General features: G+C 64.8%; 18 protein-coding genes. 10 read left to right on the top strand and 8 right to left on the bottom strand.

Features of this window, described 5'->3' with window-relative positions:
* The first annotated feature begins 132 nt into the window (after positions 1-132).
* The 5 genes from Q0877_RS11080 to Q0877_RS11100 all read left to right on the top strand — a co-directional run bounded on the left by Q0877_RS11080 (position 133) and on the right by Q0877_RS11100 (position 6588).
* Positions 133-2232, top strand: a complete 2100-nt coding sequence (locus tag Q0877_RS11080) for a glycoside hydrolase family 36 protein (protein WP_299167739.1) — start codon at positions 133-135, stop codon at positions 2230-2232.
* Between the two features lie 64 nt (positions 2233-2296).
* Positions 2297-3613, top strand: a complete 1317-nt coding sequence (locus Q0877_RS11085) for an ABC transporter substrate-binding protein (protein WP_299167741.1) — start codon at positions 2297-2299, stop codon at positions 3611-3613.
* Between the two features lie 58 nt (positions 3614-3671).
* On the top strand, positions 3672-4610 hold the full coding sequence (locus tag Q0877_RS11090) for a carbohydrate ABC transporter permease (RefSeq protein WP_299167743.1): 939 nt from the start codon (positions 3672-3674) through the stop codon (positions 4608-4610).
* Complete coding sequence (locus Q0877_RS11095) at positions 4607-5470, top strand: carbohydrate ABC transporter permease (RefSeq protein WP_299167745.1); 864 nt, start codon at positions 4607-4609, stop codon at positions 5468-5470. Before Q0877_RS11090 ends, Q0877_RS11095 begins: the two co-directional genes overlap by 4 nt.
* Before the next feature lie 86 nt (positions 5471-5556).
* The gene (locus Q0877_RS11100; protein WP_299167747.1) at positions 5557-6588 is read left to right on the top strand and encodes a LacI family DNA-binding transcriptional regulator; all 1032 of its coding nucleotides are present in this window, start codon (positions 5557-5559) and stop codon (positions 6586-6588) included.
* Positions 6589-6729: 141 nt separating this feature from the next.
* Here Q0877_RS11100 and rsmA read toward each other — a convergent pair whose 3' ends face one another.
* The 3 genes from rsmA to Q0877_RS11115 form a co-directional block, all read right to left on the bottom strand.
* Entirely contained in the window at positions 6730-7608 is an 879-nt protein-coding gene (gene rsmA / locus Q0877_RS11105) for a 16S rRNA (adenine(1518)-N(6)/adenine(1519)-N(6))-dimethyltransferase RsmA (RefSeq protein WP_299167749.1), read from the bottom strand.
* A 246-nt stretch (positions 7609-7854) separates the two neighbouring features.
* The gene (locus tag Q0877_RS11110) at positions 7855-9075 is read right to left on the bottom strand and encodes a resuscitation-promoting factor (protein ID WP_299167751.1); all 1221 of its coding nucleotides are present in this window, start codon (positions 9073-9075) and stop codon (positions 7855-7857) included.
* A 346-nt stretch (positions 9076-9421) separates the two neighbouring features.
* Positions 9422-11029: a peptide chain release factor 3 gene (locus tag Q0877_RS11115; protein ID WP_299167753.1), complete on the bottom strand. Its 1608-nt coding sequence runs from the start codon at positions 11027-11029 to the stop codon at positions 9422-9424.
* 177 nt (positions 11030-11206) lie between these two features.
* Here Q0877_RS11115 and Q0877_RS11120 point away from each other — a divergent pair, with 177 nt between their 5' ends.
* Positions 11207-12718, top strand: a complete 1512-nt coding sequence (locus Q0877_RS11120) for a SulP family inorganic anion transporter (RefSeq protein WP_299167755.1) — start codon at positions 11207-11209, stop codon at positions 12716-12718.
* On the opposite strand, the gene Q0877_RS17105 is transcribed toward Q0877_RS11120, so the two are convergent.
* From Q0877_RS17105 to Q0877_RS11130, 3 genes are read right to left on the bottom strand one after another with little or no spacing between them, the layout of a single operon-like run.
* Positions 12668-13441, bottom strand: coding sequence for a helix-turn-helix domain-containing protein (locus tag Q0877_RS17105; RefSeq protein ID WP_367182164.1), 774 nt, complete (start codon positions 13439-13441; stop codon positions 12668-12670). The two genes, Q0877_RS11120 and Q0877_RS17105, sit on opposite strands and share 51 nt — an antisense overlap.
* A 48-nt stretch (positions 13442-13489) precedes the next feature.
* On the bottom strand, positions 13490-13759 hold the full coding sequence (locus tag Q0877_RS11125; protein ID WP_367182165.1) for a TatD family hydrolase: 270 nt from the start codon (positions 13757-13759) through the stop codon (positions 13490-13492).
* Positions 13750-14685, bottom strand: coding sequence for a TatD family hydrolase (locus Q0877_RS11130; protein ID WP_299167757.1), 936 nt, complete (start codon positions 14683-14685; stop codon positions 13750-13752). Before Q0877_RS11130 ends, Q0877_RS11125 begins: the two co-directional genes overlap by 10 nt.
* Before the next feature lie 188 nt (positions 14686-14873).
* Between Q0877_RS11130 and Q0877_RS11135 the strand changes: the two genes are divergently transcribed.
* From Q0877_RS11135 to Q0877_RS11145, 3 genes are read left to right on the top strand one after another with little or no spacing between them, the layout of a single operon-like run.
* Positions 14874-15935, top strand: coding sequence for a MoxR family ATPase (locus Q0877_RS11135; RefSeq protein ID WP_299167758.1), 1062 nt, complete (start codon positions 14874-14876; stop codon positions 15933-15935).
* 4 nt (positions 15936-15939) lie between these two features.
* Positions 15940-17601 (top strand): DUF58 domain-containing protein, encoded by a 1662-nt coding sequence (locus tag Q0877_RS11140; protein WP_299167760.1) that lies wholly within the window; start codon positions 15940-15942, stop codon positions 17599-17601.
* Entirely contained in the window at positions 17598-20066 is a 2469-nt protein-coding gene (locus tag Q0877_RS11145; protein WP_299167779.1) for a DUF3488 and transglutaminase-like domain-containing protein, read from the top strand. Before Q0877_RS11140 ends, Q0877_RS11145 begins: the two co-directional genes overlap by 4 nt.
* A gap of 66 nt (positions 20067-20132) precedes the next feature.
* Here Q0877_RS11145 and Q0877_RS11150 read toward each other — a convergent pair whose 3' ends face one another.
* Both Q0877_RS11150 and rsmI read right to left on the bottom strand, forming a co-directional pair.
* On the bottom strand, positions 20133-21614 hold the full coding sequence (locus tag Q0877_RS11150; RefSeq protein ID WP_299167781.1) for an NAD-dependent succinate-semialdehyde dehydrogenase: 1482 nt from the start codon (positions 21612-21614) through the stop codon (positions 20133-20135).
* A 135-nt stretch (positions 21615-21749) separates the two neighbouring features.
* Positions 21750-22622, bottom strand: a complete 873-nt coding sequence (rsmI, locus tag Q0877_RS11155; RefSeq protein WP_299167817.1) for a 16S rRNA (cytidine(1402)-2'-O)-methyltransferase — start codon at positions 22620-22622, stop codon at positions 21750-21752.
* Between the two features lie 238 nt (positions 22623-22860).
* Between rsmI and Q0877_RS11160 the strand changes: the two genes are divergently transcribed.
* Complete coding sequence (locus Q0877_RS11160) at positions 22861-24393, top strand: dolichyl-phosphate-mannose--protein mannosyltransferase (protein WP_299167820.1); 1533 nt, start codon at positions 22861-22863, stop codon at positions 24391-24393.
* Positions 24394-24464: the final 71 nt, after the last annotated feature.

Consider the following 24464-nt stretch of genomic DNA (forward strand, 5'->3'; position numbering starts at 1 on the left):
GTTTCTCCTACAAGCCCAGCCGCAGTACGTAACTTGATACCGGTTTCAGAAAATGTATTGCGGAAGCTTCTGAAATCGGTATCATCGGTAAGGTGATCGCAGTCACGGTCACGGAAATCGCATAGGAGCGAAGTGCCTAACAGTCTGTCCTGGGGTCAACCCAGCCTCACCCTCGAGTTCTCGTGGGACGTCGATGCCCCCGTTACCCTCGTAGGTGCCACGAGCAAAGAGGTGATGCTCAAGACCTCCAACCCAATGCCGGTCGTGGAAATCCTCACTCCGGGCTCCGGCCGCATTCCGGCCTCCAGCAGGCTCGCCCACACGACACTAGGGCAGTCACTGCGCTACGTCTCGCATAAAGAGATCGAATCGCCATTCGGGCCGGCGCTTCAGGTCCGGATGGCCAGCGGGCCGATGGACGTCCTCCTTCGGCTGGAAATGCCCTACGGCGTTGGCGCAGTGCGCTCGACCGTGACCATTACCAATACCTCAAGCGCCGACGACGTCATCCTCCAGGCGGTGACCTCCTGGTCCGCGGGATTCGGCGATGCCGGGCCCGGAACAGACCCGCTCACCGACTGGGAAGTCACCTCAGGCGTCAATGACTGGCTCGGTGAAGGGCGCTGGGATACCCGGGCGCTGCGCGGTCCGGACTTTCCACGCTTGGCGCAGGAACTTACCGGCCACAATCCCCGTGGATCAATGAGCCGTGTGTCGACCGGATCCTGGTCCACCGGCCACCATCTTCCCGTGGCCGCCCTCCACTCCGCCAGCGCCGGCGTGGCCTGGGCCTGGCAGATCGAACATAACGGCGCGTGGCGCTGGGAGATCGGCGAGGACACTGCCGGTGGTTATCTCGCGTTGTCCGGCCCCACCGAGCGCGACTCCGCGTGGACCAAGGTCCTGCGGCCCGGCGAATCCTTTGCCTCAGTGCCCGCATCCGTGGCGCTGGGCGCCGACCTGACCGACGTCATGGCTGCACTGACGGCGTTCCGTCGGGCAGCCCGCAGGGATCACGCTGACAATCGGAACCTGCCCGTCGTCTTCAACGACTACATGAACACGCTCGACGGCGATCCCACCACCGAGAAGCTGCTTCCGCTGATTCATGCTGCCGCCGCCGTCGGCGCGGAGATCTTCTGTATCGACGCTGGCTGGTACGACGACACCGGGTTCTGGTGGGACGGCGTCGGCGAATGGCTGCCCTCCACCACACGCTTCCCGAATGGACTGGGAGAAGTAATCGCGGAGATCCAGAAGCTTGGGATGGTGCCCGGACTCTGGCTTGAACCCGAGGTCATCGGCCTGCGCAGTCCTGTTGCCGAGCGGCTCCCGCATGAAGCGTTCCTCAGTCGCCACGGCGAGCGCATCGTCGAACACGGCCGGTATCACCTGGACCTGCGCCATCCTGCGGCAGTGAACCACCTGAATGAGGTGGTCGATCGGCTGGTCGCCGAGTTCGGCCTCGGATTCTTCAAGTTCGACTACAACATCGATCCGGGCAGCGGTACCGACGTAAATGCCGACAGCCCCGGCGACGGTCTCCTGTGCCACAACCGTGCGCAGCTCGCGTGGCTGGACTCGGTGCTTGACCGGCATCCGGATCTGGTCATCGAGAACTGCTCCTCGGGAGCCATGCGGATGGATTTCGCACTGCTGTCCAGGCTCGCCATGCAATCGACCTCCGACCAGCAGGACTTCCTGAAGTACCCACCGATCGCAGCCTCGGCGCCGCTGTCCATGCTGCCGGAGCAGGCAGCGAGCTGGGCCTACCCGCAGCCCGGGATGAGCTTGGAGGAAGTGTCCTTCTGCCTCGCCACGGGCCTGCTTGGCCGGTTCTACCTCTCGGGCTACCTCAACAATATGGAGGAAGCTCAGCTGGGCCTGGTACGGGAAGCGGTCAGGCTCGCGAAAGAGTTGCGGGTCGACCTCCCGAGCTCCCACCCGTTCTGGCCGATCGGGCTGCCCGGCTGGACCGACGGATGGGTTTCCCTCGGACTGTCAGCTCCGGAACGGGACCTGGTGACCGTCTGGAACCGCAACGGCGAAACGGAAACCCACCTGTCCCTGCCGCACCTGGCCGGTTCGCCGATCACTATCTCCACTATCTTCCCTTCGGCGCTGCCGGAGTGGACTACCGCCTGGAACCCGGATACAGCCACGTTGACCGTGCGCTGCCAACCCGGCGTTTCAGCCCGGATCCTCCAAATCACATCAACCGTCGAGGCCTGAGAACCTCACACACCACCTTCCTGCGGACGTCCGCCCGCAGGAACTACAAAAGGAGAGCAATTCGATGAAGAAGTGCATCAGGGCGACAGCGCTTGTCGCCGCTGCGACCTCGCTGGTCTTGGCTGGCTGCAGCGATCCCGGGGCCGGAAGCACCGCTGCGGAAGGTCCCGTTGAGTGGCCTGCGCAGGACACCGATCTTGCCGGGACCACGCTCACCATCTGGGCCGCGCAGAACTCGAACACCGTACCGGAAAGCGTTGTGGCCGGTTTCGAAGAACTGACCGGCGCCGAGGTCGAGGTCGAAACCATCCCCGACCCCTACGAGCAAGGCGTCCAGACCAAGGTGGCCACCGGAGACAAGCCCGACCTCGCGTTCTGGCAGCCCACCGCCTCACAGCTGACAGCGTTGAACGCATCCACCAACCTCCAGCCACTGAACGACGCTCCCTGGGTGGAGTCGCTTAAGCCCGAGCTGCAGGACATGACCGGAATCCTCGAAGACACCCGGTATGCCGCACTGATCACCACTCCGGCCGTCGAGGGCGTCTACTACAACAAGGAGGTTTTCGAGGAGGCAGGCATTTCGGAGCTGCCGACCGACTGGGATACCTTCGTGGAGCTCGGACGGGAACTGAAGGGCCAGGGAGTCACCCCGTTCTACGAGATGGGCGCAGACCGCTGGGCCACGCAGTGGTGGGTGCAGGTTCAGCTGGCCGAAGCCGCCAAGGACGGCTTGTGGGATCGCGTGAACGCCGGTGAGGAGAAGTTCACCGATGAGACCATTCAGGGTGCGATCGATAACTACAACGGCCTCATCGAAGAGGGTCTCTTCAACGAGGACATCAAGACCGCTACCTTCGAGGACCAGGGAGACGCCCTCCTCGCAGGAGACGCCGCCATGGTCGTCCAGGTGAACTCGTTCTTCTCACAGCTCCAGGCCAAGACCGACACGGCCGAGCTGAACGAAAAGATCGGCTTCTTCCCGATCGGTCCCGGCGGCAACGTCGGCACCTTCATCCCGGACCAGAGCAACGCCCTCGTCGCCTTCAAGACCGGCGATGCAGAGAAGGAAGCAGCATCACGCCAGCTCCTCAGCTACTGGATGGGCGAGGGTTACGGCGACTTCGTTGCCGCGCAGTCGACCGTGTCCCTGCAGGACAGCGTAACCACCCCCGAGGACGTCCCCGAAGCGCTCCTTTCCGTCAGTGACTCGCTGGGCGATTCGGTTCCGTCGATGCAGGCTGCCGCCATTGCCAACCCGGACCTGTACATTTTCCTCGCCGATATGATCCAGGGCACGAAGACGCCCGAGGAAGTAGCGCAGGCCACCCAGGACCAGTTCGCCGAACTCGCCCGGGCGCAGGGCGCAACCGGGTTCTAATCGAGAAAAAGGGGTGCCGGCGCTCTGCGTCGGCACCCCTTTCAGGAAAGGCACCATCATGACTGCGAGTATCACCTCAACGCGGAAAGAGGCACCGCCTCAATCGACAGCGCCGACTCCGCGACCGGATCGCAGGCACAAGGACCATCCGCTCTGGTTCCTCGTTCCCGCCCTGATTGTCCTCGTGGTCTTCTTCTTCATCCCCACGGTGTTCAACTTTGTCTACGCCTTCACAGACTGGTCCAGCTTCAAGTCAGCGATCAATTTCATCGGCACCGAGAACTTTGTATCGCTGTTCTCCAACGGCACACTGCTCAACTCCCTGAAGGTCACTTTGATCTATGCGGTGCTGGTAGCGATCTTCCAGAACCTCTTCGGCCTGATACTTGCCCTGCTGCTGGAACGGGACACCAAAGTGAACCGCGCAGTGCGGGTGGCGTTCTTTGTTCCCGTCATCATGTCTGCGCTCGCCGTCGGCTACATCTTCCAGGCCCTCCTGAAGCCCGGGGGTGCGTTGAACGGCATCCTTAGCTTCGTCTCCGGCTCCGAGGTATCCATCGCATGGCTGGGCAACACCACCTGGACTATCGTCGTAGTTGCGCTCGTGCATGCCTGGAAATGGATGGGCCTCTCGATGCTCATCTATCTGGCCGGCCTGAAGACCATCAGTGAGGACGTCGTCGAGGCCGCGAAGATCGACGGCGCATCTTGGTGGGCAACCTTCCGCAAAATCCGCTTCCCGCTTCTGGCACCGGCCGTCACCTTCAATGTTGCAACGGCTCTGCTCGGCTCCATGAACGGCTTCGACATCGTTCAGGCCACCACCGAGGGCGGACCCGGCGGAACCACGGAGCTTTTGAACATTTTCATCTTTCGTACCTTCGGCCAGGGGCTCTTTGCCCAGGCGACAACCATGAGCCTGGTCTTGTTCCTGACCGTCATGATCCTGGCCTTCCCCCTAATCTCGATTCTCCGCAAGAGGGAGGACGTACTGTGAGCACTACAACTGCCGCGCTGAACCGGCGTCGTCGAACCGCCAGCGAGAAGCGGCGGTTCATTCAGCCGGCCTTCGCCTTGGCTGCGGCCGTGCTGCTCCTCGGTGTGCCGTTCTGGCTGGTGATCAGCACCGCTGGAAAAAACCAGGCCGAAGCCTTCAATCCCAATCTCGCTCCGCCATCCGACTGGCGGCTCTTCGAAAACTTCGCCCAGGTCTTCGACGACGGGCGCATGGTAACGGCGTTCTTCGGAAGCCTGCTCGTGATGGTTCCGGCTGTGTTTGGCGTACTGCTACTCGGTTCCATGGCCGCCTGGGTACTCGGCCGGCGCAGCAGCAGGGGCATGGCCATGGTCTACGCGCTCGCGATCAGCGGCATTGTGTTGCCTCCTGCCGTCGTCACTGTGGTCCTCCTGCTTCGCCAGCTAGGCCTCGCGGGCACCGCCGTCGGCATGATCGGCGTGTACATGGGGATGTACCTGTCCACGGTGATCTTCTTCGTCACAGGGTTCGTCCGAACTATTCCACCGGAATTGGAGGAAGCGGCGCGCGTTGACGGAGCGTCCCCGATCAAGGTGTTCGCGCGCATTATCCTGCCGCTGCTGGTCCCGGTCCTGGCCACAGCAACCATTTTGATCTGCCTGTACATCTGGAACGACGTGTTCTACGCGCTCTTCGTCATCGGTGGGCGTATCGATACACTGCCGCTGAACTTGTACCAGGTAGCCAGCGCCGGCCTATACCTGCAGAACTGGCACCTCATCTTCTCCTACATCATTCTCATGAGCCTGCCGCTGCTCATCACGTTCATCGTGGCGCAACGTAAGATCATTTCAGGAATCACGAGTGGAGCGGTCAAGTGAGCGTTGGCGAGGTGTCCGACTTATCGGCGCAACGCATCGCGGAAACAAGACCCGTCTCCCCTCAAGGACTGATGTACGGGGAGTTCTTGACAACGTCAAAGCGGAAACAGCGCTCGCCGGTTATTGCCGACGTCGCACGCCTTGCCGGAGTGTCGGTGCCCACAGTGTCCCGCGTCCTTACGGGGGCAGCGCGCGTGAGTCCTGTGAAGCGGCAGAGCGTACTCGACGCGATCGCAGCTCTGAACTATCGCCCGAGCGCCGCCGCGAGGTCGGTCGCATCAAAAAGGGCGAGCGTTGTGGGTGTCATTGCGGGCAACACCTCGCAGTACGGGTATGCGGAAACCATCCGCGGCATCGAGATTGCCGCCCGAGCGCAAGGTTTCATTGTCTCGATCGCGGTCGTGGAGACCACAGCGGATGACGACGTCGAACGCGCAGTCTCACTGGTGCTGGGCCAGGACCTCGCTGGCGTACTCGCTCTGAAGTTCGACCCTCCCGGAGTAGCAGCGCTGAGCAAGATGCCGGACTACGTACCCACCGTCGCTATTTCCGGTGTGCGGGACACCAGCATCCCGCAGGCGGTCCTTGATGAGACCCGCGCGGCCGAGGAACTGACGAAATATCTCCTCGGGCTCGGGCACAAGACCGTTCACCATGTTCGCGTTCCACCGTCACGGCGCGAAGACGGACGCACCACTGGGTGGCGGCGTGCGCTTCGCAAGGCGGGTGCCCCTGTTCCGCCGCTGCTCGACGCAAGCTGGAGCCCGGGATCGGGACGGGATATTGGCAGGTCGTTGGCCTCGGACCCATCGGTCACCGCGGTATTTTGCGGCAACGACGAGATAGCAATGGGCGTCATCCGGGGGCTCGCCGACGAAGGTGTCAGGACTCCCGACGACATCAGCGTGGTCGGTTTCGATGATCACCCGCTATCCGACCTCTGGAGTCCTTCAATCACCACCGCCAGACAGGATTTCTGCAACCTGGGACAGCGTGCTTTCGGGCTGTTGCTTGAGCAGCTCAACGACGGGGAGAAACCGAAGCGGTTCTCCTCGGAACGGCCCGCGGTGATCGTGCGGGAGAGCGCTGCTGTGCCGCGCGCCGACCGCGTACCGTAGTAACGGCCCTCGGGTGGGCGGACACGATCCTGCAGTTTCCCGCTCCCCCTACCCCTCGCCGAGGCGAGTTTACGCGAATTCGCTGCGCCGTCGTCGTTCTGTTGGGTCACAAAGTGCAGAATTGTGCCCGGAACGGGCGGGCTACGCCTGCGGGAGCTGCTTGGCTTCGGCGATGCGGGCGAACGCGTGGATGTCGAGCACCTCGCCGCGGGCGGACGGGTCAACACCGGCCCGGGCCAATGCCTCGCCCGCGAGGGCACCGCTGCCGGCCCACCCTGCGAGCGCCGCGCGGAGTGTTTTGCGTCGTTGGGAGAAGGCCGCATCGATGACGGCGAACACTTCCTCGCGTGAAGCAGGGGTTTTGGGCTGCTCATGTCGCTCGAAGGCGACCAGGCCGGACGCGATCTTCGGCGCCGGCCAGAACACGTTCATGCCGATCACGCCGGCCTTACGCATCTTCCCGTACCACTGGGCCTTGACCGACGGCACGCCGTACACCTTGGATCCGGGAGGCGCGGCCAGGCGATCGGCAACCTCGTCCTGCACCATCACCAGTCCGTGCCGCAGCGACGGGAAGTGCGCGAGCAAGTGCAGCACCACGGGAACGGCCACGTTGTACGGGAGGTTGGCCACCAGCGCGGTGGGTTCGGCCGGGAGTTCGGTGACGCGCATCGCGTCGCCCTGCAGCACGTCGCAGAAGGCAGCCCGCTCGGGGCGCCACTGCGCGATGGTCTGCGGCAGGCGTGCGGCCAGCACCGGGTCGATTTCGACGGCCACCACGCGCTGCGCGGCGTCCAGCAGACCCAAAGTCAGTGAGCCAAGTCCGGGTCCAACCTCGAGCACGGTCTCGGCCGGGTCGACCGCTGCGGCAGCGACGATCCGGCGAATGGTGTTGCCGTCGATGACGAAGTTCTGGCCCAGCGTCTTGGTGGGACGGATGCCCAGTTCCTCGGCCAGCCGACGGATCTCGCTCGCGCCGAGCAGTGCCGTTGCCGCGGATGGGCTCGCCTTGTCTTTCACCTAGCCATCGTAGCGGGACCCGGCTGACCAGCCCTGCAGGCGGGTCCTGCTGGGACCCGTTCCAGTCTGCTCAGTTTTCGGTGGTGACCACCGTCGTCGTCGGCGTACTGACGCGGCGGGGCCGGAACCGGAGTGGTGAAAGGTGAGCAAATCGGGACAGGGTCGGGACGAAGTCAGAACAAGCCCGCCGGAAACAGCAACGCCCCCGCCGACACCGGCAGGGGCGCTGAACAAGCTGCGAAAGGGTTACCGCAGGCCAAGCTTCGAGGAGCAGGACGGCCAGTGTCCCCAGCCGCCGTTCTGCTTGAGCACCTCGGCGGTTGCGATCTGCTCGGCGCGCGACGCCTGGTGCGGCAGCGGGGCGTACTTGCCGCCGCCGGCACCGAGCCAGCTCGACGCGCTGAACTGCAGGCCGCCGTAGTAGCCGTTGCCGGTGTTGATGGACCAGTTGCCGCCGGACTCGCACTCGGCGAGGGCATCCCACGCGCCGCCGCCTGCAACCACTGCAGCGGGGGCGTGCGCGGGCGTTTCGATTTCCACCGGGGGCGCGGCCTCGGCTGCGGCTTCAACCTCGGGAGCCTTTTCCTCTTCCGGCTCGGGCTCCGGCTCTTCCTCGCGGGTTCCGACGGCCACGATCTCCTCGACCGGCTCGCGGGTGACCTTGTCGCTGACCTTTTCCCGGCTGGTTTCCTTGCCGTCGATGACGGTGACGGTGAAGACGCGGGTCCGTTCGCCTGCGACGCCGACCTGGACCACTCCGCGTTCGCCGATCAAGAGCTCCGCGAATTCCTGCTCGGTGGAGGGAAAATCGATCGACTCGGTCTCGGTGACCTTCTTGCCGGTCTCTACCCGGGTGACCTTGAGGCCCATACCGGTGACCAGCGAGCTGTGGACCGGCACTGACACGCGGTCTTCGTCGCCGAGGGTGACCTTCGCTTCAGTGAGCAGGTCCGCCACGGTGTTTCCGGTGGTCTCGATGCGCCGGTCCTTGCCGTCCACCGCCAGGGTGACCGTCTTCGGCGTCGAAATGCTGAGGGTTGAGCTGAGGGTGACAAGCGGGGTTTCAGCCGGCGCGGAAATGTCGGAATCGCGGGCCACACCGAGGTCGGTCACGAGTTCACCCACGGTCTCGCCGGTGGTGTGGACTACGGTCTCGGCTCCATTGAGCTCCACCTCGATGGCGGCTGCCTTGTTGACCTGGATGGCGGCGCCGTCGTCAACGGCCGCGGCAAGGGCCGGGTACACGTCGTCGTTCGCTGTGACCGTCACGTTTGCGGTCCGCAGGACCTCGGCCACGGTGCCGCCGAATGTCTGCACGGTGTTCGACTGCCCGTCGACAACCACCTGCACGCTCTTGCCGTTCCCAACGAAGGCCAGAAGCCCAGCCACCAGGCTCAGCATGACCACGCCCTGCCCGGTCAGAACCGCCCAGGCCTTGGCATCACGCTTTGCCGCTCTCTTCGCCACTCTTCGTGCCACAACGTCCCACATTCCGCGTCGTATCCGGGCACGGGGAAAGAGCGCTTGGATCCGCGCGCCACGAAGTGGGCGCAGCACAAAGTGCGCAGGCAAATGAACGACGGCGGCAGGCACCTGAGCGCACCACTTGAGTTGAGCTGTGCACGCCTGACATGCCTCATTCAGGCGCGGCTCAACGCCAGCGGTAACGCAGTAGGAACCCGTCCGCAGCGGACGGCATCAGTCCGAAAGCCTTCCCCGACCCCGGCTAATAAGTGTTCACCGTAATCTAACTGTGATACGAGGGCAAGCTCGGGCTGCTGAATACGACTGTTGCTCGCTGCAGCCGCGTGGCTCAGGCCGCGCCGATGAGTTCCAGCGAGAGGTCCGGAAAGGCGTCGGCGAAGTGCCCAAGCTTCCACCGGTCACCGAAGATGGCGATACATTCACCGTCGGACCGCCGCAGTATCTCCCCGCCCCGGAATGAATCAGGAAGGGAGCTTGGCGGACTGGGGATGCGGCGGGCAAGGGTGTAGGACAGATGCTCCATTGACACCGGTGCATTGAACTCGGTGCGCATTCGCTGCTCTGCCACCTCGAACTGAAGCTGACCGACGGCGGCGAGCACGGGCGCCTGGTCACCACGCAGTTCGGAGCGCAGCACCTGGATGACACCCTCGTGATCGAGCTGCTCAATACCCCGCCGGAACTGTTTGTATCGGCCGGGATCCTTCGCCCGCACCGTAACGAACAGCTCGGGCGAGAAGTGCGGGATTTCCGGGAAGGTCACCGGCTCATCCTGGTAAAGGCTGTCCCCTACCCGCAGGCTCGTTGCGTTCACCAGCCCGACGACGTCGCCCGGCCAGGCCTGCTCGAGGGCTTCCCGCTCCCGCCCCAGAACCCGATGGGCATACTTGGTCGCGAACGGCCTGCCGGTGCGGGAATTGGTGATGACCATCCCCCGTTCGAAGACGCCGGAGCAAATTCGAAGGTAGGCAATGTGGTCGCGGTGTGCGGTGTTCGCGCCGGCCTGGACCTTGAACACAAAGCCGGAAAAGCCCGCCTCCAGCGGGCGACTGGCGCCATCCGCAGTAGCCCGCGGTGTCGGCGCTGAGCCGACTTCCACCAGCAGGTCCACCAGCTGACGCACGCCGAAGTTCCGGGCGGCAGCGGCAAACAGGACCGGAGTCTGCTGCGCTGAGGCAAACGCCGCGGCGTCGAACTCTCCGTTGGAGGACGCCACCAGACCCAACTCCTCGCTCGCGGTCTCCCACACCAGCGCGGAATGCGGATCAAGCCCGGAGGGATCGATGGTTGTCTCCAGAGCCGGCTGTGCACCGCCGTCGACCGCTTCCAATGCGATGGAACTGTCGGTGCGCACATCGAGCACTCCTTGAAAATCGCCGGCGATGCCCGCGGGCCAGGTCAACGGAACCGGCACCATGTCGGTGCGCTCGCCGATCTGGTCGATCAGCCCCAAGGCATCCAGGCCGGGCCGGTCCCACTTGTTGACCACCGTGACGATGGGAAGCCCACGCTGCTTGCACACTTCGAGCAGCTTCACCGTCTGCGGTTCGAAGCCCTTAGCTGCGTCGATCAGCATCACAGCGCAGTCCACCGCTGCAAGGACCCGATACGTGTCCTCGGAGAAATCAGCGTGACCGGGGGTGTCCACCAAATTCAGGACGGTATCGCGGTACTCCAGCTGAAGCGCCGCGGAACTGATCGAGATACCGCGCTCGCGTTCCATGCCCATCCAGTCCGACACCGTGCCGTGGCGACTGGATTTGCCGTGGGTCACCCCGGCGTCCTGGATTGCGCTCGCGTACAGGGCGAGCGCTTCGGTCAGCGTTGACTTGCCCGCATCCGGATGCGAGATGACAGCAAACGTGCGCCTTCTGCGGGCCTGCTCAGCAATGGTGGCTGGGCGTACCGCCTCGGCGGTGTTTGTTGCGCTCGTCATGGATTCCCCTCAGTACTTCTTGAATTTCCTCGAGCGTTTAGAATTGACGCTGGCGTACCTGCGACGGCGCACCGCCGCCCTTCGCTCATTGGCGTACAACCTCCCGACCTTACCGGAAACCCCGGAAAGACCGCGCATCGTACCGCTTCGCTCCCCCGCTTTTGAAGGAACACCCGTATGCCTACGTCCACCGCAGCTCTCACGCCGATTGAACGCCAGTCGGTCCTTCTAACGCTGAAGAACCCCCGGCTGCTGAAGGTCGAGGTGCTGGGCGGGCTGGTGGTTGCGCTTGCCCTGATTCCTGAAGCGATTGCGTTCTCCATTATCGCCGGTGTCGACCCCCGTCTGGGCCTGTTTGCGTCCTTCACCATGGCGGTGTCCATCGCGTTCCTCGGCGGACGGCCGGCGATGATCTCAGCGGCGACCGGCGCCGTCGCCCTGGTGATCGCGCCGCTGGTGGCGAGCCACGGCGTCGACTATTTCATTGCCGCTGTGATCCTGGGCGGCGTCTTCCAGGTAGCGCTGGGATTGCTTGGCGTGGCGAAGCTCATGCGCTTTATTCCGCGCTCGGTCATGGTCGGGTTCGTCAATGCCTTGGCCATTCTCATCTTTATGTCGCAGGTACCGGAGCTGATTGACGTCCCGTGGCTGGTGTACCCCATGGTTGCGGTGGGCCTACTGATCGTGTTCGGTTTGCCGCGGTTGACCAAGGTTGTTCCGGCGCCGTTGGTGGCGATCGTTGCGCTGACCCTCTTCGCTGTTTTTGCCTCGGTCCGGGTCCCCAACGTCGGTGACAAGGGTGAATTGCCGGACAGTTTCCCCAGCCTGTTCTTCCCGAACGTTCCACTGAACCTGGAGACGCTCGAGATCATCGCGCCGTTCGCGCTGGCGCTGGCACTGGTCGGTCTCCTGGAATCCCTGATGACCGCGAAGCTTGTCGACGACATCACCGACACCCGCTCCAACAAAACGCGGGAAAGCTGGGGCCAGGGCGGAGCGAACATCATCACCGGCTTCTTCGGCGGTATGGGCGGTTGCGCCATGATCGGCCAGACCATGATCAACGTGAAGGCATCCGGTGCCCGCACCCGTATTTCCACCTTCCTTGCCGGCGTCTTCCTGCTGATCCTGGTGGTGTCACTCGGCGACATCGTTGCAATCATTCCAATGGCAGCGCTTGTCGCAGTGATGATCTTCGTGTCCATCGCGACCTTCGACTGGCACAGCATGCAGCCCTCAACGCTGAAGCGGATGCCCAAGAGCGAAACCGCGGTGATGGTGAGCACCGTTGTCGTTGTGGTGTGGACGCATAACCTGGCAATCGGCGTCGGCGTGGGTGTGCTGGTGGCCATGGTCGCGTTCGCCCGGCGGGTGGCGCATTTCGTCACCGTGGAACGCACCGTGCTGGAGCTGAACGGCGAAGAGGTGGCCACCTATGTGGTGGACGGTGAGCTGTTCTTCGCGTCGTCCAACGACCTCTACACGCAGTTCGAGTACGCGATGGATCCGGACCGGGTAATCATCGACATGCACGCTTCGCACCTCTGGGACGCGTCGACTATTGCGGCGCTGGACGCCATCACGGAGAAGTACCACTCCCACGGTAAGCGCGTCGAGGTCATTGGGCTCAACGACGCCTCAGTCCTCATGCGGGAACGTCTGGCTGGGAAGCTCGGCGCCGGGCACTAGCCAGTCAGCCGCATCGCCGTCGGGATGATCACGCGGGGACTTCAAGATCCTCCTGAGAATTTCGCGGGCTGCTTGCTGTTCTCGGGCTCCCGGGCGCTCAGCGAGATCTGCCGCAATTAGCAGCGGCGGCAGTTGCTCCGGAACGTCGTTTGCAATGTGAAGAATCACGTTTGGTCGCTGGCCGGGACTGGACTTCACAAGAAACCAGTCCCTGATCAAAGCGTCGTAGTCCCTGCGGTTGACGTACGCCTCGACCTCCAAATTGGAGAGCAACCCTGACGATCTGTGAGAAACTCCGGATAACCGAAGACGCTGATCCTCGCGCAGGTCCTTGAGGTCGGCGGGGCTGCTGGACAGCTCTACTTTCTCGGCTCTCTTAGCTAACAGGGAGCAAACGAGAGGCAACGGATCCGACGCTTCTTGCAGCCGCTCCACTCGTTGCTTGAGCCGGTGTCGTTCTACAGGGGACAGATCACTATCGATCGCAGGCGTCCCGCGGGGAGCGTCGCTCCAGGCATTCCAAGCGAGCTGCCAGGCGCTGCGCTCCGACAAAGGCCGCCCCGCCGGAACTCCTCGACGGTACTGAGCGGCATCCGCTTCCTCAATAACCCACCGACCCCCGACTCTCCGGGCAGGGATACGCCCGGATTGCACAAGAAGCCGTGCCCGGCTTTCGTTCACCGAAAGTCGCTTAGCCAATTCTGGAACACTGAGGACAGCCATTACGCAATCATATCGGACGCGCTACGAATAAGTAATGGAGCGAGTCAATCAGTCCCACTCGCCGTACGCGCGGCGGGTATTCGCGTTGATGGTCCGGCAGAGTTCCTCGAGGTCCGTGCCCAGGTGCTCGGCCATGAACCGCACTGTGTACGGCACAGCGTAGCTGGCGTTCGGCTGCCCCCGGAACGGGTGCGGGGTGAGGAACGGCGCATCGGTTTCGGTGAGAACCAACTGCGGATCGGCAACCTCCAGGGCGTCACGCAAGTCGCGGGCGTTCTTGAAGGTAACGGTGCCGGAGAGCGAGTCAATCAGTCCCACTCGCCGTACGCGCGGCGGGTATTCGCGTTGATGGTCCGGCAGAGCTCCTCGAGGTCCGTGCCCAGGTGCTCGGCCATGAACCGCACGGTGTACGGGACCGCGTAGCTCGCGTTCGGCTGCCCTCGGAATGGGTGCGGGGTGAGGAACGGCGCATCGGTTTCGGTGAGGATCAACTGCGTATCGGCAACCTCCAGGGCGTCACGCAAGTCGCGGGCGTTCTTGAAGGTAACGGTGCCGGAGAAGGACATGAACCAGCCGTTCTCGTTGCAGACCCGTGCCAGGTCGGCGTCGCCGGAGAAGCAATGAAAGACCACCCGGCTGGGAGGTTCCTCCGAGCGCAGGACCTTCACGACGTCGTCGTGCGCGTCCCGGTCATGGATCTGCAGGGCAAGGTCGAGCCGGCGGGCGATGTCGAGGTGCCGGCGGAAGGAGTATTCCTGTCTCTCGCGCCCGTCCTCGCCGGTGCGGAAGTAGTCAAGGCCGGTCTCGCCGATCGCCCGGATGCGGGGGTGCTGCGCAAGCTTCTCGATCTCGGTGAGCGCGTCCTCAAGCGTGGCGGCCTCAGCGAGCACGGGCGCTTCGTTGGGGTGGATCGCCACGGCGCCCAGCAGGCGGCGGTCGCGGTCAACGGCGTCGACGGTGAACCGGGAGGACTCTACGTCCGTACCCACCTGCACCGCGAAGCCGACGCCGACCGCCTCGGCCGCATCCATCGCGTCACGGGCGCTGACGGCAACCTGCCCGTCACGGAAATCGAGGTGCGTGTGGTTGTCCATCACGGGGTACGGAAGCGGCTCGGGAGCCGGTGGGTAGTCGAGTTTCCGGCTGCGGCCGCCCGTCTCGGGAGCGCGTGACCGGCCGGAAGGTGAGCCCTCCGCCGTCGTCTCTTCGGGGCGGTACTGGACGGGGATCGAACTGGTGCACATGGTTCAACCCTAGACTTTCCTTGCAGCCCTCTTCCTGCGGGCCCGGGTCTGTGGAACTTTCCGCCCCGAAGTCCAGTTGTCCTAGTAGTCTTGAGCTAGTTAGCAACCGTTGCCCAGCACGTGTTCCATCGACGTTTTCCACACTGAGGTGGCTCTTCGTTCCCGGCAGCGTCTGACGGAAGGTATCGATGGACGCCCACAACCAGTACGCCACCCCCAACGGCAGCACGGCGCCCGGCGCATCCGTGGGAACAAGTGCGGAAACCGTTCGCCCACCGATGACCGGTGAGACGTTCCACGACACCAGCGCGCGCATCCTGAAGTCCATCAACACGGTGATCGACGGCAAGCCCGACGCCGCCAGGCTGGCTTTGACGGTGCTGCTCGCCGAGGGGCACCTGCTGTTGGAGGACGTGCCGGGGGTTGGCAAGACGATGCTGGCGAAGACCCTGGCGCGCACCATCGACTGCAGCGTCAACCGGATTCAGTTCACCCCGGACCTGCTGCCGTCGGACGTCACCGGCGTCTCCATCTATAACCAGGATTCCCACCGGTTCGAGTTCCGGCGTGGTCCCGTGTTCGCAAACATCGTGATCGGCGACGAGATCAACCGCGCGTCCGCCAAAACCCAGTCCTCCCTGCTTGAGTGCATGGAGGAACACCAGGTCACGGTGGACGGCTCCACCCACCGGCTGGCCGAGCCGTTCATGGTCATCGCCACCCAGAACCCGATCGAGATGGAGGGCACGTACCCGCTGCCCGAAGCCCAGCGCGACCGCTTCATGGCCCGCATCTCCATGGGCTACCCGGACATGAGCTCTGAGATGGAGATGCTGGAAACCCACCAGTCCGTCTCGCCGCTGCGCTCCATCCAGCCGGTTGCCGGCGTCGAGGACGTCGCGGCGATGATCCGCCAGGTCCGGCAGGTGTACGTCTCCCCCGCGGTGAAGGAATACACGGTCGGAATCGGGCACGCCACCCGCCAGCACCCGCAGCTCCGGCTCGGTGCCAGCCCGCGCGGCCTGTTGCAGCTGTTGCGGGCGGCGAAGGCCGGTGCTGCGCTGGAGGGCCGGGACTTCGTGCTGCCCGACGACGTCGCTGCCGTCGCCGAAGCGGTGCTGGCACACCGGCTCATCCTGGACCGGAAGGCGCTCAGCTCCGGTGAGACGCCGTCGTCGATCATTGCCGGCGTCCTCGCCCGGGTGCCGGTGGCGCGCGACGCCGCGAGCGCGTCCTCACGAAACGGCTGACGCCATGTTCCTGGTCGAGCGCCTGCCGCGGATCCTCACTGCCCGTGGGTGGGGACTGGCCGCGGCCGGTGTGCTGTCGCTGTTGTTCGCGCAGTTCCTCGGCCGGCGGGATCTGCTCTATTTGGGCACCCTGCTGGTGCTCCTGCCGCTGGTGTCCGTGCTGGTGCTCCGGCTGGCGAAGCCGCGGTTCACCGTGCACCGAACCTTCGCACCGCAGAGCATGGAGACCGGGTTCACCACCACGGTCACGCTATCTGTGGCCTCGGACGGGCCGCTTGGCGGTTCAGTGGTGATGCATGAGCAGCTGCCGCAGCGCTTTGGCGAGGCCCCCGAGTTCCACTTCCCTGCCCGTCATCCCACTCCCAGCGGGGTGAGTCTGTATGAGTACCGGCTGCGGTCGGCAGCGCGGGGAGTGTACGACGTCGGCCCTGTCACCGCCGGTTTCACCGACCCCTTTGGCCTGGGCGTCTCCCGGCACACCCTCGGCGGCACCGACCGGCTGGTGGTCACGCCGAGCCCGCTCGATCTGCCCTACTCTCCGCTGACCGGCGTGCGCGGGACCGACGGCAATGCCGTGACCCGGCGGAACGCCAACCCCAGCGACGACGACGTCATGACCCGCGAGTACCGCCACGGCGACCCCATGCGCCGGGTCCACTGGGCCGCGACCGCCCGGCACAACGAGCTCATGGTGCGGCAGGAGGAATCGGTCACCACCCCCGAGGCCACCCTGATCCTCGATCAGCGGCAGGCCAGTTACGGGTCGGGTTTCCTGTCCGCGTTCGCCGACCCGGACGCGGACAACGGCATGCTCTCCTCGCCCACGTTCGAGTGGGCTGTGGTTGCTTCAGTTTCCATTGCGGCGCACCTGCTGGATCGCAACTACTCACTGCGGTTCGTCGATGAAACGGGTGCGCCGGCGCTGCGGCGATCGGTGTCTGCACCGTGGCCCGACGATGAGGAGTTCTTCGGCCAGGCCGGGCTGCACGGGATTGCGCAGGGGCTGGCGGCGCTGGAGTTGCTGCCGGATCCCACGAAGCGGCCTTCGGCGACGCAGAAGCGGCGTTCGGGATCGGACGGGTCTGACTCCGCGCGGGCGGGCTCCGGTTCAGCGCGTTCGAAGTCTGGTTCGGGTTCTGGATCGCATGCGGTGCGGCGGGCCGCTAACGGCGGCTCTGCGCCGAGTGCGGAGCCGTTTGGCGATCCCATGCTGGACAAGCTGGCCGGGCTGAAGAACCGCGGGCCGCTGATCGCCCTGCTCGGTGCCATCAGTGAGGCTGAGGCCCGTGAATTGGGGCCGGCGGCAGAGTACGGTTCGCAGTCCCTAGCCATTTTGGTCAGCGAGCGTCCGCGAGACCTGCACGCTGTGATGGACGTGCTCCGCGGTGCCGGCTGGCACGTTGTGGCGGTAAGTCCGAACGCGTCCGTCGCGTCCGCCTGGGCGCACTTCGATACGCCGTCCGCCACGGTGACTTCGTCCACCGCGAAGACGACGTTCGGCTCCGGGTCTGGGTCCGGGTCCGGCTCTCGCTCTGGGTCTGGATCCGCTTCTGTTGGTTCAGCCGGGTCTGATGATTCAGCCGGTTCTGTCGGGTCCGTCGGTTCATCAGGTTCTGTCGGGTCCGTCGGTTCATCAGGTTCTGTCGGTTCAGGAGCGCACGCATGACCGCCACCCTTTCGCGGCCAGCCAGCAGCAGCGGGCAGGCACAGCGGGTTCTTCCCAACCGGCCGGACGCTCCGCGACGGAGCTACTGGCACCTGCTGGTTAGCGCGGCGTCGTTCGCTGCGGTGATGCTGACGTCGGTCAGTCTGTCCGGAGTAATTTTCGGGTGGACCTGGTTCACGCCCGTGCTGGTGACCGTGGGAACGGTCCTGTTCTTCATGGCACTGACGCGGGCTTCCCCCCTGCCCTCGTATTTCGCTCCCCTGGTCGGCGTCATTGCCTTGGCTGGTTCGTTGATCTGGCAGTTCTTTCCGTCGCAGAGCACCCTTGGTGTCTTTCCGGGTGACGGCTTCATCGGCCGGCTGACCATCCTGCTGGGACACGCCGAGAATACTGTGGTGTCGCAGGTGGCGCCGGTGCTGCCAACTGCCGGGCTGTTCCTAGTGGTGTGTGCAGGTGTCGGGCTCATTGCGATCCTCGTCGACACCCTAGCCAATTCTCTTCGGATGCCGGCCACCGCCGGACTGGCGCTGCTGGCAGTTCTGGTGGTTCCCGCCGTCGTACGCATCAACAGTGTGGGTGTGCCGTCCTTCATCGCCGCGGTGGCTGGGTTTTTACTGCTGCTGGGTTGTGCTCACTGGCGGGAGGCGCGGTGGGAGTCGGCGTCGTCGGGCGAACTGTCGGGTGCCCATCTGTCTCGGGGTCTGACGATCGGGGCGCTGGCACTGGGCATCGCCGTCGTGCTTCCCCTGGCTATTCCCGGTTTCAACTCGGGAGCCTTTCCGCAGGGTGCGCGGGTGAACCTGTGGGGAACGGCGACGGGGCTTAATCCGATCGTCACGCTCGGCAACGACCTGCGGAATCCGAACGGTTTCGGGCGGATCGTGTACTCCACCACCTCCGATGATCCCCTGTACCTGAGGTCGGTCACACTGGAGGATTTCAGCGGTCAGCGGTGGGAGCCCGATCAGCGGCTGGGCCAGCGGGTGGCGGGCGTGGAGGAGTTATCCTCGGACAGCCAGCCCTTCGAGGCGACCACGCTCACCCGGATCAGCACCGACAGCTTCACGAGCCCGTGGCTGCTGGCGCCGTACGCTCCGGTGTCCATCGAAGGCTTGAACGGTCGGTGGGCCTATGATCCGGGAACCCTCAGCATCCTCGCGATCGACGGCGGGTCCACCGCGCAGCAGGAGTATCTGGTGCGCAGCGCCGAGCCGGTGCTCACCCGCGAACGGCTCCAGGCCATCCCGGCGGCGGATCCCGATTCAGTGCCGGAGCAGTTCCTCGCCCTTCCCGATTCGATGCCGGGCATCATCGGTGAGACAACTGCGGCGGTGACCGAGGGCATCACCAACCCGTACGACCAGGCGATCGCCATCCAACAGTTCCTGCGCGGGCCGTCGTTTGTGTATTCGGTGGACGCTCCGGTGGACGGCGGTTACGACGGCAACAGCCTGGACGTGATGGCGCGTTTCCTCGAGTCGAAATCCGGGTACTGCGTGCACTATGCCGGGACCATGGCAGTGATGGCCAGGCAGGCGGGAATCCCGAGTCGGGTGGCTGTGGGCTACTCTCCCGGGACGCCGACCGGCGAGGTGTCACGTGGCCCGAACGGTGAACGGTTCACCGAATACTCGGTCAATTCCAAAGACGCACATGCGTGGCCCGAGCTGTACTTCGAGGGCGTCGGTTGGGTGCGGTTTGAGCCTACGCCGTCCCGAGGGTCCGTCCCCGAATACGCGTTCTCGACCGTTGTGCCCACCGGCCCCGTGCCGGATGAAGGCAACCTGAACCCGGACGCTCTTCCGGTGGCACCGTCCACCGCGACTCCTTCTCCGCAGGCCGAGGAGGAAGAGTCAGCGCAGGCGGTGCAGGAAAGCGCGGAGCGGAGTTCGATGCTCGGTGTCATCCTCGGCGTGCTCGTGGTGTTGCTCGCGTTGATGCCGATGGCGTGGCGGTCGTTGCGGACTGGGCGCCGTCGTCGTGCGGTGACTGCCAACGCCGCAGGTGTGGGGGCTGCGACGGTGGCGTGGGCTGAGACGGTCGAGCTGGCTGCCGACTACGGCATTCCGCCCCTATCCACCGACACTCCGCGGACGTTCGAGCAGCGGTTGCGGGTTGGCTTCGCCACTGAATCTACGAGCGGGGTTTCTGCGGGTCAGCGGTCTGCGGGTTTGGCGCCTCCGGTCCAGGGCCACGCGTCTCCGGTCCAGAGCCACGCGTCTCCAACGGAGGCGCTATCGCGGCTACGACGCGCCTATGAGGAAGAGGAATACTCCGAGTTCGCGGTCTCCGGGGCGGAAGCCCGCTCGACAAACGACTGGGATGACGTTCAGTCCGTCGCCGACGCGCTGCACAAGTCCGCGACGCTTCCCGCTCGGATTCGGGCCCGGTTCTGGCCGCGCTCGCTGTGGCAGCCGTTCGGGGCGCAGCGCAGCGAAGAAGTTGCCCCCGCCACCACCCGTTGATTTGGCAGGACACGCCCCTTATGGAGCCCCAAAAGGGGTGTGTCCTGCCAACTCACGGGTGGGGTCTCAGCTCGCGGTCGGGTCTGCGATGCCCACGTACTGCGTGTACAGGTACTCCTCGATGCCCTCGTACCCGCCTTCACGGCCGAGCCCCGACTGCTTCACGCCGCCGAACGGAGCCGCCGCGTTCGAGATGACGCCCGCATTGAGGCCAAGCATGCCCGTGTCCAGCCGCTCACCCATCCGCAGCCCGCGGTTCAGGTCGCGGGTGAAAACGTACGCCACGAGTCCGTACTCGGTGTTGTTGGCCAGCCGGACGGCGTCGTCCTCGGTGGAGAAGGTGACAATCGGCGCTACCGGGCCGAAGATTTCCTCCTGCAGGATCCGGGAACCGGACTGCACATCCGTGAGGACCGTCGCCGGGTAGAAGTAGCCGGGGCCGTCCATCGGTGAGCCGCCAGAGAGGACCTGAGCGCCGTCGTCGACCGCCTCCTTCACCAGGGAGTGCACGTTGTCGCGGCTCTTGCCGTCGATCAGCGGGCCCAGCTTCGAGCTGTCCTCCGTGCCGCGGCCCGGGGTGACGTCCTTCATGCGGGCGGCGAGCTTGTCGGCGAAGTCCTTGGCGACGGACTCGTGCACGATGAACCGGTTAGCTGCGGTGCAGGCCTCGCCCATGTTGCGCAGCTTGGCGGCCATGGCGCCCTCGACTGCCTTGTCCAGGTCAGCGTCCTCGAAGACCAGGAACGGTGCGTTGCCGCCGAGCTCCATCGAGGTGCGCAGGACGTTTTTAGAGGCGTCGGCCAGCAGGCGGCGACCAACCGGCGTCGAGCCCGTGAAGGAGAGTTTGCGCAAGCGGCTGTCGTTGATGAGGGGTCCGGTGACGCCGCCCGCGTCGGAGGTGTGGACGATGTTGAGTACGCCTGCGGGCAGGCCTGCCTCTTCGAGGACCTTGGCAAACAACGACGACGTCAGCGGAGTCAGGTTTGCAGGCTTCAGCACCATGGTGCAGCCGGCGGCGACTGCGGGGGCGATCTTGCGCGTTGCCATCGCGAGCGGGAAGTTCCACGGGGTGATGAGCAGGCACGGGCCGACGGGCTTCTTGTTGACCAGGATGCGCGACTTGCCGTCCGGAGCTGTGGAGTAGCGGCCGGACATGCGAACGGCTTCCTCGGAGAACCAGCGGAGGAACTCGGCGCCGTACGTGACCTCGCCTCTGGCTTCGGCGAGGGGCTTGCCCATTTCCAGGGTCATGAGGAGGGCGAAGTCGTCGGCGCGTTCGGTGACGAGTTCGAAGGCGCGGCGCAGGATTTCGCCGCGCTCGCGGGGTGCGGTCTTGGCCCACGCGTCCTGTGCGGCGACGGCGGCGTCGAGGGCGGCCTTGCCGTCTTCCGGGCTGGCGTCGGCGATGGTGAGCAGCGTCTTGCCTGTGGCCGGGTCCTCGACGTCGAACGTTTTGCCGTTCGACGCGTCGCGCCACTCGCCGCCGATCAGCAGACCGGTGGGGACCGAGGACAGAAGGTCTTGTTCGCGCTGGGCGGTGATAGTCATCCGGGAGCCTTTTCGATCGACGGGTACTTCTCGTGTGTTCCGGCTCTCACGCTAGTGCGGCGTTTTGGGGCCTGTCCATACAAATCTGCACCACGGGTTCCCGGATCCGCTGTTGCAGTGCACAGCCGCTTGGCTCTACGTCCTTGCGGCCACCACCGCGGCGTACAGCTCGCGCTTGCTGATTCTCTTGTCCTCGGCGACGGCAGCCACAGCCTCTTTGAGCCGGAGCCCCTGGCTCATCAGCTCGTTGACTGCGTGGACGTGGTCTTCCGGTGCACTCGCCTGATCTTCCGGTGCACCGCCGACGACGACGGCGATCTCCCCCCGGACCTCCTTGCCTTCCACCCACTCAAGCAGGTGCTGCAGCGGCCCGCGGATCACCTCTTCGTAGCGTTTGGTGAGTTCGCGGGTAATGCAGGCGGGCCTCTCGGGACCGAATTCCTGGTGCAGCGCTCGCGTCATGGCTTCGAGCCGGTGAGGTGCCTCGAAGAACACCATGGTGCGGCGTTCTGTGCGCAGTTCGGCCAGGCGTGCGGCGCGTTCGCCGGTTTTGCGGGGAAGGAACCCCTCGAAGCAGAAGCGGTCAGTGGGCAGGCCGGACAGGGCGAGGGCGGTCAGTACTGCGGACGGTCCGGGGGCCACGGTCACGGTGATGCCGCGTTCGGCTGCGGCTTCGACGAGCCGGAAGCCGGGGTCAGAAACCGACGGCATGCCCGCGTCGGTCACCAGCAGCAGGGTTGCGCCAGCCTGCACGAGATCCAGCAGCTCGGGCGTGCGGGAGGCTTCATTGTGCTCGTGGTAGCTGAGCGTCCTGCCTCGGGGTGTCACCTCGAGTGAGCGGATGAGCCGTTGCAGGCGACGGGTGTCTTCAGCGGCGATAATGTCCGCGGATTCGAGGAGGGACACCAGCCGGAACGTTGCGTCGCCCATGTTTCCGATCGGGGTTGCGGCCAGCACGATGCTGCCGTTTCCCGCTGTAGCGGCATCGGGGAGGAGGTTTTCGGACAGGAGGCTGCCGCCGTCGTCGTCGATTTCTTCCGTCACTGGGTTTCCGTCACTGGGTTTCTTCCGTCACTGGTTCAGCCTAGTTGGTTTTGTCCCCGGTGTTCGGGCCGCTCACGGAACTGTCAGGGCTGCTCGGTACGATGATTCAGTGAGCCAAACCACCACAGCTGCCGCACTCCGCGAGGGGTCTAAGCGGCAGTGGGTCGTTTCGGCGCGTACTGCCTTCTCCGAGCGGGTTTTACTGCGGCGTCTCTTGGGCGAGCAGCTTCCGTTTGGAATATGGGGTTGGTTGCTGCCGGTGCTGGTGGCACTGATCGGCGGAGTGCTGCGCTTTGTCCGGTTGGGCGAGCCGGAAACGCTGGTGTTCGACGAGACGTACTACGTCAAAGACGCCTACTCCTACCTGCAGTCCGGTTATGAGCGCGAGTGGCCCGAGGACGCGGACGAATCTTTCAACGCGGGCAATCCCGGAGTGATCCTCGGGACGCCGGATTACGTGGTTCATCCGCCGGTCGGAAAGTGGATGATTGCGTTTGGGATGCTGCTGTTCGGGCCGTCGAATCCGTTTGGCTGGCGGTTCACGGCGGCGGTGGTGGGTACGCTGTCGATCCTCATCCTGGCGCTCGTTGCGCAGCGGCTATTCGGCTCAGTGGTGCTGGGCGGCATTGCGGGGCTGTTTCTGGCCGTCGATGGGCATCATCTCGTGCATTCACGGACCTCGTTGCTGGACGTCTTCCTCATGTTCTGGGTGCTGGTCGCCTTTGCGCTGCTGGTGCTGGACCGGAACTGGGCACGACGGCGGTTGGCTGGCTTGATGGCCGGCCTGGCCCGGGAGCGCGGTCAGCCGACGCGCGAGCAGTTGCTGTACGGGCCGTGGCTGGGATTGCGGCCGTGGCGGATTGCGGCGGGGGTGGCGCTCGGACTGGCGCTTGGTACCAAGTGGTCGGCGTTGCCCTACATTGCGGTGTTCGGGTTGATGACCGTGCTGTGGGATATGGCGGCCCGGCGTGCGGTGGGCGTTCGGCGCTGGGTGCGTGGCGCAGTCCTCCGTGATGGTCTGCAGGCGTTCATTTCGATCGTTCCGGTGGCTCTGCTGACCTACCTGGCGTCGTGGACCGGCTGGTTTCTATCCTCCGATGCATACGACCGCCAGTGGGCTGCCAACAATCCGGACCCCCTGTGGGATTGGGTTCCCGGTCCGCTGCGCTCGCTGGCCGAGTACCACCGCAGTGCGTACACCTTCCATGAGGGGCTCAGCTCGGAGCACCCGTATGAGGCCACCGCCTGGACGTGGCTGGTGATGGGCAGGCCTACGTCGTTCCACTACCAGTCGGATGGGCTGACCTGCGGTGCTTCGGATTGTTCGCAGGCCGTTAGTGTGGTGGGAAACCCGCTGATCTGGTGGGGCGCTGCACTGTCGCTGCTTGTGTTGCTGTTGTTCTGGGTCGGCAGGCGAGACTGGCGGGCAGGTGCCATTCTCGCGGGCGTCGCGGCCGGGTATCTGCCGTGGTTCCTGTTTCCCGACCGCACTATGTTCTTCTTCTACTCGATCGTGTTCGAGCCGTTCCTCGTCCTCGCACTCGTTTACGTGCTGGGGCTGGTTCTGGGTCGAGGGAGCGACCCTCCGTCGCGGCGGCGGATGGGTATCGTGCTCGTGGGCGGGTTCGTTGTACTGACGGTCCTGGTGTCGGCGTTCTTCCTGCCCATCTGGACGGCTGAGACCATCCCGTACAACCAATGGCGGCTGCGCATGTGGATGCCCAGCTGGATCTGATCCGGTGTCGTCGTGCGCTGGGTGGCTATCCGTTGCGCTAACTGCGTGCCGCCGTCGTCGTTGTGCTTGGC

The organism is uncultured Arthrobacter sp. (assembly GCF_947495145.1).
Taxonomy (GTDB): domain Bacteria; phylum Actinomycetota; class Actinomycetes; order Actinomycetales; family Micrococcaceae; genus Arthrobacter_D.

Coding starts and splice junctions, on each gene's coding strand:
- Q0877_RS11085 (WP_299167741.1), top strand. CDS start 2,297: ATGAAGAAGTGCATCAGGGCGACAGCGCTTGTCGCCGCTGCGACCTCG.
- Q0877_RS11090 (WP_299167743.1), top strand. CDS start 3,672: ATGACTGCGAGTATCACCTCAACGCGGAAAGAGGCACCGCCTCAATCG.
- Q0877_RS11115 (WP_299167753.1), bottom strand. CDS start 11,029: ATGACGAGCGCAACAAACACCGCCGAGGCGGTACGCCCAGCCACCATT.
- Q0877_RS11120 (WP_299167755.1), top strand. CDS start 11,207: ATGCCTACGTCCACCGCAGCTCTCACGCCGATTGAACGCCAGTCGGTC.
- Q0877_RS17105 (WP_367182164.1), bottom strand. CDS start 13,441: ATGGCTGTCCTCAGTGTTCCAGAATTGGCTAAGCGACTTTCGGTGAAC.
- Q0877_RS11130 (WP_299167757.1), bottom strand. CDS start 14,685: ATGTGCACCAGTTCGATCCCCGTCCAGTACCGCCCCGAAGAGACGACG.
- Q0877_RS11135 (WP_299167758.1), top strand. CDS start 14,874: ATGGACGCCCACAACCAGTACGCCACCCCCAACGGCAGCACGGCGCCC.
- Q0877_RS11140 (WP_299167760.1), top strand. CDS start 15,940: ATGTTCCTGGTCGAGCGCCTGCCGCGGATCCTCACTGCCCGTGGGTGG.
- Q0877_RS11145 (WP_299167779.1), top strand. CDS start 17,598: ATGACCGCCACCCTTTCGCGGCCAGCCAGCAGCAGCGGGCAGGCACAG.
- Q0877_RS11150 (WP_299167781.1), bottom strand. CDS start 21,614: ATGACTATCACCGCCCAGCGCGAACAAGACCTTCTGTCCTCGGTCCCC.